Source organism: Paramagnetospirillum sp., from assembly GCF_058402745.1.
In genome coordinates this window covers 42,182-57,635 of sequence record NZ_JBZVFI010000006.1, presented here as the reverse complement: position 1 = coordinate 57,635, position 15,454 = coordinate 42,182, and the positions used below count along the sequence as shown (strand labels likewise).

The 15,454-nt window shown below is 67.6% G+C and carries 15 protein-coding genes and 1 tRNA gene; 10 read left to right on the top strand and 6 right to left on the bottom strand.

Annotated features, from left to right (window positions below; translation table 11 throughout):
* Nucleotides 1–31: 31 nt before the first annotated feature.
* Nucleotides 32–259: a sulfurtransferase TusA family protein gene (locus ACV4UZ_RS04035; protein ID WP_491599645.1), complete on the bottom strand. Its 228-nt coding sequence runs from the start codon at nucleotides 257–259 to the stop codon at nucleotides 32–34.
* A gap of 141 nt (nucleotides 260–400) precedes the next feature.
* Between ACV4UZ_RS04035 and ACV4UZ_RS04030 the strand changes: the two genes are divergently transcribed.
* From ACV4UZ_RS04030 to ACV4UZ_RS04010, 5 genes are all read left to right on the top strand, one after another.
* Complete coding sequence (locus tag ACV4UZ_RS04030; protein ID WP_491599644.1) at nucleotides 401–1,504, top strand: YeeE/YedE family protein; 1,104 nt, start codon at nucleotides 401–403, stop codon at nucleotides 1,502–1,504.
* 81 nt (nucleotides 1,505–1,585) lie between these two features.
* The gene (locus ACV4UZ_RS04025; protein ID WP_491599643.1) at nucleotides 1,586–2,038 is read left to right on the top strand and encodes a thiosulfate oxidation carrier protein SoxY; all 453 of its coding nucleotides are present in this window, start codon (nucleotides 1,586–1,588) and stop codon (nucleotides 2,036–2,038) included.
* Nucleotides 2,039–2,042: 4 nt separating this feature from the next.
* On the top strand, nucleotides 2,043–2,372 hold the full coding sequence (gene soxZ / locus ACV4UZ_RS04020; RefSeq protein ID WP_491599642.1) for a thiosulfate oxidation carrier complex protein SoxZ: 330 nt from the start codon (nucleotides 2,043–2,045) through the stop codon (nucleotides 2,370–2,372).
* 203 nt (nucleotides 2,373–2,575) lie between these two features.
* Nucleotides 2,576–4,624, top strand: a complete 2,049-nt coding sequence (locus ACV4UZ_RS04015) for a methyl-accepting chemotaxis protein (RefSeq protein ID WP_491599641.1) — start codon at nucleotides 2,576–2,578, stop codon at nucleotides 4,622–4,624.
* Between the two features lie 11 nt (nucleotides 4,625–4,635).
* Nucleotides 4,636–4,938, top strand: coding sequence for an STAS domain-containing protein (locus tag ACV4UZ_RS04010; RefSeq protein WP_491599640.1), 303 nt, complete (start codon nucleotides 4,636–4,638; stop codon nucleotides 4,936–4,938).
* A 296-nt stretch (nucleotides 4,939–5,234) separates the two neighbouring features.
* Here ACV4UZ_RS04010 and ACV4UZ_RS04005 read toward each other — a convergent pair whose 3' ends face one another.
* The gene (locus tag ACV4UZ_RS04005) at nucleotides 5,235–6,020 is read right to left on the bottom strand and encodes an enoyl-CoA hydratase (protein ID WP_491599639.1); all 786 of its coding nucleotides are present in this window, start codon (nucleotides 6,018–6,020) and stop codon (nucleotides 5,235–5,237) included.
* Between the two features lie 70 nt (nucleotides 6,021–6,090).
* Here ACV4UZ_RS04005 and ACV4UZ_RS04000 point away from each other — a divergent pair, with 70 nt between their 5' ends.
* From ACV4UZ_RS04000 to ACV4UZ_RS03985, 4 genes are all read left to right on the top strand, one after another.
* Nucleotides 6,091–6,501 (top strand): PaaI family thioesterase, encoded by a 411-nt coding sequence (locus ACV4UZ_RS04000; RefSeq protein ID WP_491599638.1) that lies wholly within the window; start codon nucleotides 6,091–6,093, stop codon nucleotides 6,499–6,501.
* Between the two features lie 128 nt (nucleotides 6,502–6,629).
* Nucleotides 6,630–7,658, top strand: a complete 1,029-nt coding sequence (gene pseB / locus ACV4UZ_RS03995; RefSeq protein ID WP_491599637.1) for a UDP-N-acetylglucosamine 4,6-dehydratase (inverting) — start codon at nucleotides 6,630–6,632, stop codon at nucleotides 7,656–7,658.
* Nucleotides 7,655–8,851, top strand: coding sequence for a UDP-4-amino-4,6-dideoxy-N-acetyl-beta-L-altrosamine transaminase (gene pseC / locus ACV4UZ_RS03990; protein WP_491599636.1), 1,197 nt, complete (start codon nucleotides 7,655–7,657; stop codon nucleotides 8,849–8,851). Before pseB ends, pseC begins: the two co-directional genes overlap by 4 nt.
* 97 nt (nucleotides 8,852–8,948) lie before the next feature.
* Nucleotides 8,949–9,686, top strand: coding sequence for a cytidylyltransferase domain-containing protein (locus ACV4UZ_RS03985; RefSeq protein ID WP_491599635.1), 738 nt, complete (start codon nucleotides 8,949–8,951; stop codon nucleotides 9,684–9,686).
* A 124-nt stretch (nucleotides 9,687–9,810) separates the two neighbouring features.
* Here ACV4UZ_RS03985 and ACV4UZ_RS03980 read toward each other — a convergent pair whose 3' ends face one another.
* Both ACV4UZ_RS03980 and ACV4UZ_RS03975 read right to left on the bottom strand, forming a co-directional pair.
* Nucleotides 9,811–12,093 (bottom strand): NADP-dependent malic enzyme, encoded by a 2,283-nt coding sequence (locus ACV4UZ_RS03980; RefSeq protein ID WP_491599788.1) that lies wholly within the window; start codon nucleotides 12,091–12,093, stop codon nucleotides 9,811–9,813.
* A 228-nt stretch (nucleotides 12,094–12,321) separates the two neighbouring features.
* Nucleotides 12,322–12,408 (bottom strand) — tRNA-Leu (locus tag ACV4UZ_RS03975).
* Nucleotides 12,409–12,500: 92 nt separating this feature from the next.
* Between ACV4UZ_RS03975 and lipB the strand changes: the two genes are divergently transcribed.
* A complete protein-coding gene (gene lipB, locus ACV4UZ_RS03970) occupies nucleotides 12,501–13,139 on the top strand; it encodes a lipoyl(octanoyl) transferase LipB (RefSeq protein ID WP_491599634.1) in 639 nt (212 codons plus the stop codon).
* On the opposite strand, the gene ACV4UZ_RS03965 is transcribed toward lipB, so the two are convergent.
* On the bottom strand, nucleotides 13,136–14,587 hold the full coding sequence (locus ACV4UZ_RS03965) for a CoA transferase (RefSeq protein WP_491599633.1): 1,452 nt from the start codon (nucleotides 14,585–14,587) through the stop codon (nucleotides 13,136–13,138). The two genes, lipB and ACV4UZ_RS03965, sit on opposite strands and share 4 nt — an antisense overlap.
* A 216-nt stretch (nucleotides 14,588–14,803) precedes the next feature.
* The gene (locus tag ACV4UZ_RS03960) at nucleotides 14,804–15,361 is read right to left on the bottom strand and encodes a hypothetical protein (protein WP_491599632.1); all 558 of its coding nucleotides are present in this window, start codon (nucleotides 15,359–15,361) and stop codon (nucleotides 14,804–14,806) included.
* Nucleotides 15,362–15,454 lie beyond the last annotated feature (93 nt).

Sequence of the window (15,454 nt, the reverse complement as noted above, 5' to 3'; positions counted from 1 at the left end):
TTGGAGCGCGGGCGTCCCGCCCGCCCCCCCTTCAGGCGCCCTTCTGAATCTTGAACGTATAGACGCCGTTGTCCTGCTCCTGGCTGAGCAGGGTGTTGCCGGTCTGGCGGCAGAAGGCGTCGAAATCGGCGACCGAGCCCGGATCGGTGGCGATCACCTCCAGCACCGCTCCGGCCGCCAGATCCTTGATGGCCTTCTTGGCGCGCAGAATGGGCAGCGGGCAGTTGAGGCCCTTCACGTCCAGAACGGTGTTCGACATCCCTCGTCCTCCCTTGGGTCGCATCGGCGGGCTTGGGCCGCCCGTCGATATGAGGCTACACTAATATTAAGCACCCTCCCAGTCCATTGATGCGGCCGGCTTGCCGGTGATAGCCTGGACGCCCTTGAATGGAGAATTCCCTTGTCCGAGATTCCGCTCACCACCCTTGTCGGCGCCGCCACCTTCGCGGTGGGGGCGGTGTTCGGCTGGGCGGCGCGGGCCAGCGGATTCTGCACCATGGGGGCGCTGTCCGACCTGGTGTTCATGGGCGACCGGCGGCGGCTGCGCGCCTGGGTGCTGGCCATGGCGGTGGCCATGCTGGGGTCGCAGGGGCTGCAGGCGGCCGGTCTGGTCGATCTCGGCAAGTCCATCTATCTCGGCGGCTCCATCGCCTGGGCCGGGGCCATCCTGGGCGGGCTGATGTTCGGCTACGGCATGACCCTGGCCGGAGGATGCGGCGCCAAGACCCTGGTGCGCCTGGGCGGCGGCAATCTCAAGTCGCTGGTGGTGGCCCTGGTGATCGGGCTGTTCGCCACCATGACGCTGAAGGGCCTGCTGGCGGTGGAGCGCATCGCCATCGAGCAGGCGACCAACCTCGCTCCCGCCCGGCTGGGTGCCGCCGACCAGAGCCTGCCCGCCCTGCTGGCCGTCCTCGGCCTGGAGCGGACGGCCGCCCGCCTGCTGTGCGTCGCCATCGCCGCCGGCGGCGCCCTGGCCTGGTGCCTGCGGGACGGCGCCTTCCGGGCGGCGCGCGGCACGGTGGCCGGCGCCGTGGTGATCGGGCTTTGCGTCCCCGCCGGCTGGGCCATCACCGGCATCCTGGGCGCCGACGAGTTCGATCCGGTGGCGCTGGCCTCGTTCTCGTTCATCGCGCCCATGGGCGACGGGCTGATCTATCTGATGACCTATACCGGCTCGACCATCAATTTCGGCATCGCCGCGGTGGGCGGCGTCATCTTCGGATCTTTCCTGTCCGCGCGGCTGGCCGGCGCCTTCGCGGTGGAGAGTTTCACCGACAAGGGCGACATGCTCCGCCATCTGGCCGGCGGCGCCCTGATGGGCACCGGCGGCGTGCTGGCCATGGGCTGCACCATCGGCCAGGGCCTCTCCGGCCTGTCCACCCTGTCGGCCACCTCGGTCCTGGCGCTGGGCGCCATCGTCGCCGGCGGCCTGTGGGGATTGAAAAGCCTGGAGGAAGGCGGACCCCTCGCCGGACTGCGCGCCCTGCTGGCTTTTCGAATATAACAAAATATTGATATATTCGGTTGCGCCCCTTCGCCCGCCTCCGCTACCATGAAAGAAAAAATTTTCGGGGAGGAGAGGATCGTGGATACCACCACGCGACTGAACCGCCGTGCCCTGTTGGCCGCGACGGCCGCCGCCACGGCGGCGGCGGGCCTGCCCGCGCCCGCCCGCGCCCAGGACGCCGACGATCTGGCCCGCAAGCTGATGGGGCCGTTCAAGGCCAAGGACGGCAAGATCAGGCTGAAGATGCGCGACGTGGCCGCCAGCGGGGCCAGCGAGCCCATCACCGTGTCGGTGGACTCGCCCATGACCGCCGCCGACCACGTCAAGGCCATCCACGTCCTGGCGGAAGGCAATCCCTATCCGGTGGTGTCGTCGTGGTACCTGACGCCGCGCTCGGGGCGGGCCGAGGTCAGTTTCCGCATGCGCCTGGCCAAGACCCAGACCGTGCGGGCCTATGCCGTGACCTCGGACGGCGAGGTGTGGATCGCCCGTCAGGAGGTCACCGTCACCATCGGCGGCTGTGGAGGCTGAGAGCATGGCCAATTCCGACCGCGTCAAGGTGCGCATCCCCTCCAAGGCCAGGAAGGGCGAGATCATCGAGATCAAGACCCAGATCAGCCACGACATGGAAACCGGCCTGCGCAAGGATTCCGCCGGCAAGACCATTCCCCGGCGCATCATCACCCGCTTCGCCTGCACCTGGAACAACGAGCCGGTGATCAGCGCCGACTGGCATCAGGCGGTCTCGGCCAATCCGTTCACCAGCTTCTTCGCGGTGGCCACGTCCAGCGGCAAGATCAAGTTGACCTGGTTCGACGAAACCGGAGAAAGCCTCGAATACGTTCACGACATTCTCGTCGAATAGAAGCAGGCCCACCAAATAAGTAGTGCCACTTATATTCTCGACTGATTTGTAACGGCACCAATCCGTCAAGATTTATGGATTGGCCGATACAATCCTCCGCCATATCATGTAAGGCGGAGGCGCCATTTCGCCGTGCCTCCACGCAACCCGTCGTGACGTTGTGGCTGCCGTCGAGTCCACACTCGAACGCCCGAGAGGCTTCCATGCTCAACAATTTCAAAATCGCGGTCCGGCTCGCCCTGGCGCTGATCATTCCGCTGGCCGCCGTCGTCGTCTATGCCGGTCTGGCCCTGTCGGAAAAGGCCCGCCAGGCCGATGAGATGGAACAGGTCGAGGAACTGGCCCGGCTGGCGCCGGCCATCAGCGCCCTGGTCCACGAACTGCAGAAGGAGCGCGGCACCTCGGCCGGGTTCATCGGCAGCAAGGGAGAGAAGTTCAAGGACCGGCTGCCGGAACAGCGCAAGCTGACCGACGCCAAGCTGGCGGAACTGTCGGGCGTGCTGGCGCGCTTTCCCGCCGCCGATTACGGCGCCGGCTTCAAGTCCAGGCTGGATGCCGCCGACGGCGCCATCAAGGCCCTGGCCGACAAGCGCGCCGCCATCAGCAGCCTTTCCATCCCCCTGGGCGAGGCCACCGGCTTCTACACCGCCACCATCGCCAGGCAGCTGGCGGTGATCGAGGAGATGGCGGTGGTCAGCCGCGACGCCCGCGTCACCAAGGCCATCGTCGCCTATGTCCAGCTGCTGCAGGGCAAGGAGCGGGCCGGGCAGGAGCGCGCCACCGCCAGCGGCGGCTTCGGCGCCAGGAAGTTCGAACCGGCGCTCCACCGGAGCTTCACCCAGCTGATCGCCCGCCAGGAGGTGTTCTTCGACACCTTCGTCAAGAATGCCGAGCCCGAGCTGCGCCAGGCCTTCGAGAAGGTCGCCGCCGATCCGGTGACCAAGGAAGTGGACCGCATGCGCGCCGTGGCGCTGGATTCCCCCTTCACCAACGACCTGGGCGGCATCGAGGCGCCGGTGTGGTTCGACACCATCACCAAGAAGATCGACCTGCTGAAGCAGGTGGAGGACATGGCGTCGGCCGCCCTGGTCTCCATGGCCGACAAGGGGCACGAGGCCACGCTCGGCGCCCTTTACGCCTATCTGGTCATCACCGGCGGCGTGCTGACGCTGGGCATCATCCTGGTGTGGGTGATCGCGCGCGGCATCACCCGCCCGCTGGCCGAGATGACCTTCGACATGACCAAGCTGGCCGAGGGCGACAAGACCGTCGCCATCAACGGCCTGAAGCGCGGCGACGAGATCGGCGCCATGGCCCGCGCCGTGGAGATCTTCAAGGAGGGCCTGATCCGCGCCGACCAGCTGGACGAGGAGCGCCGCCAGGCCGAGTGGACCAAGGACAGGCGCGCCCGGGTCATCGACAACCTGCTGCGCGAGTTCAACGAGGAGGTCTCGGACGCCCTGGCCGGCATGGCGTCCACCGCCACCGAACTGGAAGCCACCTCGCGCTCGCTGACCTCCACGGCGGAGGATGCCTCGGCCCAGGCCTCGGCGGTGGCCGCCGGCATCGAGGAAACCGCCGTCAACATGCGCACCGCCGCCGGATCGGCGGAGCAGCTGGCCCATTCGGGCGAGGACATCAGCCGCAAGGTCCGGGATTCGGTGCGCATCAGCGAGGAAGCCTCGTCCGAGGCCCGCCGCACCACCGAACTGATCGATGGCCTGGCCTCGGCGGTGGACAAGATCGGCGCCGTGGTCGCCCTGATCAACGACATCGCCGCCCAGACCAACCTGCTGGCGCTCAACGCCACCATCGAGGCGGCGCGGGCCGGCGAGGCGGGAAAAGGCTTCGCCGTCGTCGCCAACGAAGTCAAGCACCTGGCCAACCAGACCGCCAAGGCCACCGAGGAGATCGCCGGCCAGATCTCCACCGTGCAGAAGGTCACCGGCGACGCCGTCTCGGCCATCACCTCCATCACCTCGGTGATCGAACAGGTGCATGACGTGGCCACCGGCATCGCCGAGGCGGTGCGCGGCCAGGACGCCGCCACCGGCGAGATCGCCGCCAACGTCCAGCAGGTGGCCACCGCCACCGGCGAGATCAGCGCCAACGTGAGCGGCGTCAACAAGGCGGCGGAGGAGACGAGGCACGCCTCGGCCGAGGTGCTGCAGACCGCCCAGGACGTATCCGAACGCGCCACCAAGCTGCGGGATCGCGTCGACACCTTCCTGACCTCCATCCGCGCATCCTAGAAGGGACGGCCATGCAGTACAGCATCCAACCAGTCGGCGGCGGAGCCGAGATCACCGTCCGGGGCCGGCTGACCTTCGCCGAGGCCCATCTCTTCCCCAAGGTCCTGGCCGAACTGGACAAGGCGGGAAAGACGCGTTGGGCGATTCAGCTGGGCGGCCTCGACTTCATCGATTCCACCGGCATGAGCCTGTTCGTCCACATCTATGACGCCGCCAACGCCGCCGGCACCAAGGTGGTGATCCGGGGCGCCGCCGGACCGGTGCGCGAAGCCCTGGACCGCGCCGCCTTCCAGACCCTGTTCGAGTTCGAATAGGGCTTAGCGGCGCGCGTCAAATCTGAAACGCGCTGTCATGCTGAGCGCAGCGAAGCATCTTTCAGCCTGAAGCGGTTGCCGCCTGTGCCTGAAAGACCCTTCGCCGAGGCTCAGGGTGACAATCCGTCTCTGATTTGACGCTCGATGCTTTAGCGGCGCGCGTCAAATCCGAAACGTGCTGTCATGCTGAGCGCAGCGAAGCATCTTTCAGCCCGAAGCGGTTGCCGCCTGTGCCTGAAAGACCCTTCGCCGAGGCTCAGGGTGACAATCTGTCTCTGATTTGACGCTCGATGCTTCTAGCAGCCCCGCCACACCGGCGGACGCTTGTCCAGGAAGGCGTCGATGCCCTCGGCGGCGTCCCGGGCCAGCATGTTCTCGGTCATCACCTTGGACGCATGGGCGTAGGCGTCGTCCAGGCCCATTTCCAGCTGGCGGTAGAACGCCTCCTTGCCCACCTTGACGGTGTAGGAGGATTTGGAGGCGATCAGCCCCGCCATCTCCGCCACGGCGCCGTCCAGCGCCTCGGGCGCCACGGCGCGGTTGACCAGTCCCCAGGCCTGGGCCGTGGCGGCGTCCACCGGCACTCCGGACAGCAGCATCTCCATGGCCTGCTTGCGCCCCACGGCGCGGGACAGCGCCACCATGGGGGTCGAGCAGAACAGCCCGATATTGACTCCCGGCGTGGCGAATTTGGCCGTGTCGGCGGCATAGGCCAGATCGCAGCTGGCCACCAGCTGGCAGCCGGCCGCCGTGGCCATGGCGTGGACCCTGGCGATCACCGGCTGGGGCAGCCGCACCACCGCCTTCATCACCCGCGAGCACAGGGCGAACACCTCCGCCACCTGTTCCGGCGTGGTGAGCGAGCGCATCTCCTTCAGATCGTGGCCGGCGCAGAAGGCCGGACCGTTGGCGGCCAGCACCACCACCTTGACCGAGGGCTCGGCGGCGATGGCCGCCAGGGCCTTTTCCAGCTCGGTCATCAGGGCCACCGACAGGGCGTTGCGCGCCGCCGGGCGGTTGAGGGTCAGGGTGGCGACACCCGCCCGGTCGTGACGGATCAGAATGGGCTCGACCTCGGACATACCAAACCTCCCTTGCCATTCCCGGCGGGAATCCCCGAAACTGGTCGGACCAGTTTACCCGGGAGGTCCGATGTCCGCCATCTCCGCCGAACAGTTCAACGCCCTGCTGATGGAAAAGCTGCCCATGGCCCGCGACCTCGCCATCCGGGCAGACAGCATCGGCAAGGGCACCGCGCGGCTGGTCATGCCCTTCGGCCCCCATCTGACCCGGCCGGTGGACGTGGTCTGCGGCCCCGCCCTGATGACGCTGGCCGACGTGGCCCTTTACGCCGCCGTGCTGTCGGCCATCGGCCAGCAGGAGATGGCGGTGACCAGCAACCTCAACATCAGCTTCCTGCGCAAGGCCGAGCGCTGCGACATCATCGCCGAGGCCTCCCTGCTGAAGCTGGGCCGCCGCCTCGCCATGGGCGCCGTGGAACTGATCGCGGCGGGTAGCGACGAACTGGTGGCCCACGTGACGGCCACCTACGCGATTCCCTAGCCGCCCCCCTATTTTCGTCGCATCCGCGCCCGGGGCACGATCCTCGCCCGCACACCCCCTCCCTTGTCGCGGGCAAGGCCGCATGCCATGATCCGGCAAGCCGTTATTGCCGCCTGAAGGAGCCTCCCTTGACCGCGTCCAAGTATTACGACATCGACCTCGACCTGGACGGCAAGTCCATCCTGGTGACCGGGGGCACCGGCTCGTTCGGCAAGAAGTTCGTGAAGACGGTGCTGGAGCGCTACAACCCGCACCGCCTGATCATCTTCTCGCGCGACGAGCTGAAGCAGTTCGAGATGGCCCAGACCTTCGATCCGGCCCGGCATCGCTGCCTGCGTTACTTCCTGGGCGACGTGCGCGACGCCGAACGGCTGCGCATGGCCATGCGCGAGGTGGACGTGGTGGTGCACGCCGCCGCCCTGAAGCAGGTTCCGGCGGCCGAGTACAACCCCTTCGAATTCGTGCGCACCAACATCCTGGGCGCCGAGAACGTGGTGCAGGCGGCCCTGGCCAACAAGGTGGGCCACGTCATCGCGCTGTCCACCGACAAGGCCATGAGCCCCATCAATCTCTACGGCGCCACCAAGCTGGCGTCCGACAAGATCTTCGTCGCCGCCAACAACCTGTCGGGCTCGGTGGGAACCAGGTTCGCGGTGGTGCGCTACGGCAACGTGGTCGGGTCCAGGGGCTCGGTGGTGCCGTTCTTCCACAAGCTGATCAAGGAGGGCGCCACCGAGCTGCCCATCACCGATGCCCGCATGACCCGCTTCTGGATCACCCTGGAACAGGGCGTGGATTTCGTGCTGTCCTGCCTGGACAAGATGCAGGGCGGCGAAACCTATATCCCCAAGATCCCCTCCATGCGCATGACCGACCTGGCCGAGGCCATGGGGCCGGGCCTGCCGCACAAGATCATCGGCATCCGCCCGGGCGAGAAGATCCACGAGGTGATGATCACCGAGGATTACGCCCGCAACACGGTGGAGCTGCCCGACCGCTACATCATCCAGCCGGTCTTCGCCTTCTGGACCACCGAGCACCTGATCGACGCCGGCGCCAAGGTGGTGCCCGACGATTTCCGCTACGGCTCGGACAACAACACCGACTGGATGGACGGGCCCCGGCTCCACGAGATGCTGTCGGGCCTCGAACTGTGACGCAAGGCGGCTTCCTTCCCTATTGCCGCCACGTGGTGGACGACGACGACATCGCCGCCGTGGCGGCGGTGATGAAGGGCGACATCCTGACCACCGGCCCGGCGGTGGCCGCCTTCGAGGATGCCCTGGCGCGGACGGTGGGCGCGAAGCATGCCGTGGTCTGCGCCAACGGCACCGCCGCTTTGCACTTGGCGGTGCTGGCGCTGGGGATCGGTCCCGGCGACGCCGTGCTGGTGCCCGCCCAGACCTTCGCCGCCACCGGCAATTGCGCCCGCTATGCGGGGGCCGAGGTGGTGCTGACCGACGTGGACCCCGACAGCGGCCTGATGCGGGTCGAGGATTTGGAAGCGGCCATCGCCGCCCATCCGGGCAAGCGCTTCCGGTCGGTGCATCCCGTCCACCTCAACGGCCAGTCGGCGGACATGCCGGGTCTGGCCGCCGTGGCGCGCCGGCACGGCCTCGCCATCATCGAGGATTGCTGCCACGCGCTGGGCACCATCGCCGCCGACGGCACGGTGATCGGCGATTGCCGCTGGGCTGAGATGAACGTCTTCTCGTTCCATCCCGCCAAGACCATCGCCATGGGCGAGGGCGGGGCCATCACCACCAACGACGACGCCCTGTCCACGCGCCTGCGCCTGCTGCGCAGCCACGGCATCACCCGGGATTCGTCCATCTTCGTGGACGCGGAAGGCGGCTTCGACGCCGAGGGCGCGCCCAATCCCTGGTATTACGAGATGCAGGAACTGGGCTTCAATTACCGGGCCTGCGACATCCAGTGCGCGCTCGGCACCAGCCAGCTGGCCAAGCTGCCCCGCTTCGCCGAGGCGCGCCGCCGCTTGGTGCGTCATTACCGCGAGAAGCTTTCGCCGCTTGCTCCCAAGGTGAAGCCCATCAGCCTGTCGGGCGGCGACGCGGTCTGGCACCTCGCGGTGGCGCTGATCGACTATCAGGCCTGCGGCACCACCAGGGCCCAGGTGATGAATGCGCTGAAGGCCAGGGGCATCGGCACCCAGGTCAATTACATCCCCATGCACAGGCTGCCCTATTACCGCAGCCTGCTGGGCGAGATCAGCCTGCCCGGCGCGGAGGAATACTACCGCCGCTGCCTCTCCCTGCCCCTGTCGGCGGCCATGACCGAGGCCGATGTGGACCGGGTGGTGGAGGGCTTGCGCGAGGTGCTGGGGTTGTGAGTGGATATGTCATGCTGAGCGCAGCGAAGCATCTTTCATCCGCCGTCGGTGCCGGAAAGATCCTTCGCTGCGCTCAGCATGACAGGAAAGGGCTTCCATGACCGCCGCCGTCATCGTCCAGGCCCGCGTGGGCTCGACCCGGCTGCCGGGCAAGATCCTGAAGCCTCTGGGCTCCATGACCGCCCTGGCCCAGTGCCTGCGCCGCTGCGCCGCCATTCCCGGCATCGACCGGGTGGTCTGCGCCATCCCCGAGGGCGATTCCGAGCAGCCGGTGGTCGAGGAGGCGGAGCGCTGCGGCGCCCTGGTGGCGCGCGGCCCCTCCGCCGACGTGCTGAAGCGTTACGCCATCGCCGCCCGGGCGGCGGGGGCCGACATCGTCATGCGGGTGACCAGCGATTGTCCGCTGATCGATCCCGTGCTGTGCGGGCGGCTTCTTGCCAAATTGCAGGACGAGGGGCTGGATTACTGTTGCAACAACCTGCCGCCGTCCTGGCCGCACGGCCTGGACGCCGAGGTCTTCCGCGCGAGCGCCCTGTTCGAGGCCGAGGACAGGGCCACCGAGCCCTTCGACCGCGAGCACGTCACCCCCTGGCTGCGCCGTGCGCCGCACCTCAAGCGCGGCAATATCGCCCGGGATGGGGACGATCTGTCGCATGAGTGCCGCTGGACCCTGGATTACCCCGAGGATTACGCCTTCCTCGCCGCCCTGTTCGACCGCCTGCCCGAGGCCATCGTGCCCATGGAGGAGGTGCTGGCGGTGCTGGCCGCCCATCCCGAGATGGCGGCCATCAACGCCATGCACCATGGAGTGCGGGCCAAGCCGCCGAAGACGTAGCGCGCTGACGCGCCGCTTCACCACGAAGTCACGAAGGTCCGAAGGGGCACGAAGGTGAAATGAAGAATCTCTTCTTCTCTTTCCTTCGTGCCTTCGAGCCTTCGTGGTGAATCCAGGGGCTTTTTTACCGCACCCGTCCGGCATGCATCTGGGCATCCACCGCCGCCAGGGCGGTGATGTTGACGATGTTGCGCACGGTGGCGGACGGGGTGAGGATGTGGGCCGGCTGGGCGATGCCCATCAGGATCGGCCCCACCGACAGGGCGTCGCCCGCCACCTTCAGCAGGTTGAACGAGATGTTGGCGGCGTCCAGCGTCGGCATGACCAGCAGATTGGCGGCGCCCTTCAGCTTGGAATTGGGGAAGATGCGGGTGCGGATTTCCTCGGACAGGGCCGCGTCGCCGTGCATCTCGCCCTCGGCCTCCAGATAGGGGGCCTTTTCGCGCAGCAGGGCCAGGGAGTCGCGCTGGCGCTGGGACGAGGCGGTGGAGCGGTTGCCGAAATTGGCGTGGGACAGGAACGCCACCTTGGGCTCGATACCGAAGCGCCGCACCTCTTCCGCCGCCAGCAGGGTCATGTCGCAGATCTGCTCCGGCGTCGGTTCCGGCGTCACGTAGGTGTCGCAGATGAAGAAGGTTCCGGCCGGCATGATCAGGAGGTTCATGGCCGCCGGCACCTTGACGCCGTCCCTGGTGCCGATGACGTTCATGATGTGCGACAGGTGCTTGTCGTAGCGGCCGATGGTGCCGCAGATCATGGCGTCCACTTCCCGACGCTTCAGCATCAGGGTGCCGATCACCGTGTTGCGGGTGCGCACCACGGTCCGCGCGTATTCGGGGCTGACCCCCTGGCGCTCCATGATGGAGTGGTAGAGGCGCCAATACTCGTTGAAGCGCGGATCGTCCTCGGGGTCGCACAGGTCGAAATCGGTGTCGATCCTGAGGCGCAGGTCCAGGTCCTGGATGCGCTTCTCCACCACCTCGCGGCGGCCGATCAGCACGGGCCGCGCCAGGCCCTCGTCCACCACGGTCTGCACGGCGTGCAGCACGCGGCGGCCTTCACCCTCGGTATAGACGACGCGGCGCATGTCCTGGCGCGCCCGGTCGAACACCGGCTTCATCACCAGACCCGAGCGGAACACGAACTGGTTCAGCCGGTCCATGTAGACGTCGAAATCGATGATCGGGCGGCGCGCCACGCCGGATTCCATGGCCGCCTTGGCCACCGCCGGGGCGATCTTCAGGATCAGCCGCGAATCGAAAGGCTTGGGGATCAGGTATTCGGGTCCGAAGGTGAGCGGCGCGGTGCCGTAGGCGGCGCGCACCCGCTCGTCCGACTCGGCCATGGCGAGGTTGGCCAGCGCGTAGACGCAGGCCAGCTTCATGGAATCGTTGATCTCGGTGGCACCCACGTCCAGCGCGCCCCGGAAGATGTAGGGGAACACCAGGACGTTGTTGACCTGGTTGGGATAGTCCGAGCGGCCGGTGGCGATGATGGCGTCGGGACGCACCGCCTTGACCTCGTCGGGCAGGATTTCCGGGGTGGGATTGGCCAACGCGAAGACGATGGGCTTCGGGGCCATCTTGTCCACCATCTCGCCGGTCAGCACGCGGGGAGCCGACAGGCCGAGGAAGATGTCGGCGCCCTCGATGACCTCGGCCAGGGTGCGCATGTCGGTCTTCTTGGAATAGACCGACTTGTACTGGTCCATCAGCTCGGTGCGGCCCTCGTAGACCACGCCCTTGATGTCGGTGACCCAGACGTTCTCGCGCTTGACGCCCAGCTTGACCAGCAGGTTGAGGCAGGCCAGCGCGGCGGCGCCGGCGCCCGACGCCACCAGCTTGACGTCGCCGATGTTCTTGCCCACCACGCGCAGCGCGTTGACCATGGCGGCGCCCACCACGATGGCGGTGCCGTGCTGGTCGTCGTGCATCACCGGGATCTTGACCCGCTCCTGCAGCTTGCGCTCCACCTCGAAGCACTCGGGGGCCTTGATGTCTTCCAGATTGATGGCGCCGAAGGTGGGCTCCATGGCGGCGATGATGTCCACCAGCCGGTCGGGGTCCAGCTCGGCCAGCTCCATGTCGAACACGTCGATGCCGGCGAACTTCTTGAACAGGACGCCCTTGCCCTCCATCACCGGCTTGGCGGCCAGCGGGCCGATGGGCCCCAGGCCCAGCACGGCGGTGCCGTTGGTCACCACGGCCACCAGATTGCCCCTGGCCGTCACATCGGCGGCGGCGTCCGGATCGGCGACGATTTCCTCGCAGGCGGCGGCCACGCCGGGGGAATAGGCCAGCGCCAGGTCGCGCTGGGTGGCCAGCGGCTTGGTCGGGGTGACGCTGATCTTACCGGGGGTGGGCAGGCGGTGGTATTCCAGCGCCGCGTCGCGCAACTCGTCGGACATGCTCATGGAACGGAGACCTCTGGCGTAACGTTATTTCTCTTTGGGGGCGATACCATACCCGCTTGGGGGCGCGGCGCAAAGCCTCCGATGGGATGAATTTCGGAAAACCACAGGAAATGCAATGGTATGGCGGTATGACCACTGCGCCGGGGGCGGGTTATAAAGTTGCGCCGCCATCCTGAAACGACCAGGCCCGCCGGGGTTGCCGGCGGGCCTGATTGGTGCGGATGGTGCGGCCAAGAAGACTCGAACTTCCACGGGAGTTACCCCACAAGCACCTCAAGCTTGCGCGTCTACCAGTTCCGCCATGGCCGCGTTCTCCGGTAGCCTCGAAGGGCTTGCCAACGAGGAGAGAGGGGAATACCAAATCACCTCGCCCGAATCAAGCGCGCATCCCGGAGTCCCTGATGAATTCTCCCGTCGAGTGGCGGATTTCCGATTCCCCCGTCGATTATCCCCAGGCGGTGGCCGCCATGGAGGAGCGCGTCGCCGCCATTCGGGCCGGCACGGCGCCGGAACTGGTGTGGCTTCTGGAGCATCCGCCGCTCTACACGGCGGGAACCAGCGCCGACCCTGGGGACCTGGTCGCCCCCGACCGCTTTCCGGTCTACGAATCGGGGCGCGGCGGGCAGTACACCTATCACGGCCCCGGCCAGCGGGTGGCCTATGTGCTGCTCGACCTGAAAAAGCGTGGCGCCGACGTCAGGGCCTATGTCTGCAATCTGGAGGAATGGATCATCCGCGCCCTGGCGCGCTTCGTGGTCAAGGGCGAGCGGCGGCCGGGCCGGGTCGGCATCTGGGTGGACCGGGGCGGAGGGCGGGAAGACAAGATCGCCGCCATCGGCGTGCGGGTGCGCCACTGGGTGACCTTTCACGGCATCGCGCTCAACGTCGATCCCGACCTGTCCCATTTCGAGGGCATCGTGCCCTGCGGCATCCGCGAGCACGGCGTCACCTCGCTGTGGGACCTGGGGCTCACCCCCACCCTGGCCGACGTGGATTGCGCCCTGATGGCCACCTTCCCCGAGGTGTTCGGGGAAGGTTAGCGCGGCACCGAGAAATCCGCCGGAATGGCCGGGCCGTCCGGTTCCGACGGCCGTTCCGGCCAGACGGGGTCGTGGGCGGCCATGGGCGGGCTGGGCAGTTCCCAATAGGCGCGGGTCTCCTCGAAGCGGGCCACCGGACCGAGGAAACGCAGCGGCCCGTCGGCGGTTTCCCGGGTCAGCTCCAGGGCGCGGATGGTCTCCGGCGGCACGGTGATGCCCTCCGGTTTGGGGCTGACGCGGCCCAGGGACTGTATCCACATGGCGGTGCGCGACAGCGAGACCCGGACGTGGTAGCTGCCGCCCTCGGTCGCCCGGCGCAGCAGCGCCACCGCCATGCCGTAGGCGGCCAGATAGCCGGTGGTGTAGTCGTTGGGAATGACCGGGCTGACCTTGGGCTCGGCGATGGAGCCATCGGCCACCGCCATGCCGGAGACCGCCTGCGCCAGCTGTTCCCAGCCCCTTCGGCCGCTCCACGGCCCGCCCTCGCCATAGCAGCTGAGCGACATGCAGATGATGCCGGGCCGCAGCCGCGCCGCCTCGGCCGCCGAGAAGCCCAGTCCGGCAATGGCGCCGGGGCGGAAATTCTGGGCGAAGATGTCGGCCTCGGCCAGCAGGGCCCGCATGCGCCGGGCTTCCGGCTCGCGCGCCAGATCCATCATGGTCGAGCGCTTGCCGTGGCCGGTGTCCAGGATGAAGGCGGGAATGATCGGCCGCGCCGGGGCGCGGATGCGCAGCACCGTGGCGCCCTGCTCGGCCAGGGTGCGGGTGGCGGTCGGCCCGGCCAGCACGTCGGTGAGATCGACGACGCGGATGCCCGACAACGGGCGGGCGGCGGGACGGAAGGGTTCGGGCGGGCTGTCGCCGATGCGCTCGACGGTGACCACCGGCTGGGTGGCGAGCCACGCCCCCTGGGGATGGGCCAGCCATTCCTCGCGGCTGCGTCCCACGGCCCCGCACAGGCCGCGCGCGGCGATGGCGTCCTCCAGCTCGAAGGAATTCCACTCTGCCACCCGGGCGCGGATGCGGTCGATGGAATTGGGACAGTCCAAAAGGTCCAGCAGGCCGTTACGCAGATGGGGGTAGCCGGCATGGAGATGAATGGCCCGTCCGTCGCGGCAGGGGTGGAAGTTGGTCAGCGGATAGGCGATGTCGGTGTAGGGCACCGGATAGCCGCGCCGGGTCATCAGCAGCACGGATTCCAGAGAGACCGCCGCGGCGCCCGCATCGACGGTGACGCTCTGGCGGCGCCCGCAGCGGCGGCGCCAGATCTCGGCGATGGCCGCGCCATGGGCGGCCAGGGCGGTGGCGGCAGCCTCGCCCACCCGGTGGCTGGTGGGAAAGTACGGGTCTGCCCCCGTGGTGGCGACCGCACCGCCGGGACGTCCCGCCAATCCGCCAAGGGCCAGAAGCTCGTCAAGCGCCGTGGCGCCAGTGGACAACGCCACCATGGGCGCCCGCTCGGAGGAAAAACAACCATTCATAGTACTTAGCTCATACCCAAAATCACCAGGAGATACGACCAAAGATAGACCCCCTTAGAAGGGCATGGAAGTATCTCGAAGTCATACTTCGTCTAGAATCGACTGTTGGGGTTTAAAAGCCAATCCGCGCGCGGAGAGGACGCCCCACCGCGCGCGCAATGGCCTACTCCGCTCCCGGACGGATCAGTAGGCGTAGCCGATCTTCAGCATGGTCAGCCAGTTGTCGGCGCTGGACGCGCCCCCCACCCGCTCGTCGCCGGTCCACTGATAGCGGCTTTCCAGGCCGATCATCAGTTGGCCCGCCGTGTAATAGGCGCTGCCGCCCAGCTGGGCGGCCCACATGTCGGGGCTGGGCCCGGACTCGCTGTGGGTGAAGATCCAGCCGATTCCCGGCCCGCCGCCGACCCACAGATTCTCGACGATGGGGATCATGTAGTGGGGATTGAACTCCAGGGTCTGAAGTTCGAGCCCGCCATGGTCGAAGCGGTTGTAGCTGAACTGGTCCCTGATCTTGCCGTAGGGCAGCTGGACCAGCGGATCGTCGATGGCGACCTCGAAGCCGCCGGCCAGGCCGCTGCCGGCCGAGGAATCGGGGACCAGGACGCCCATCTTGAGCGCCACGGTGGTGTTGGCGGACCAGCCCGGCTGCGATGCGGCCGGGAAGGCCCAGTCGCCGCCCCAGGCGGGCGCGGCGATGGCCGTCAGGGCGAGGGTGGCGGCGATGAGAAGGCGTTTGCGCATGGCGGACCTCCCTGTCTCGGGTGGAACGCGCTCCTATGGATCGAGTCTGGGCCTTGGCGGGGCTCGCTTCAATGACCCGCCTCACACAGCCGC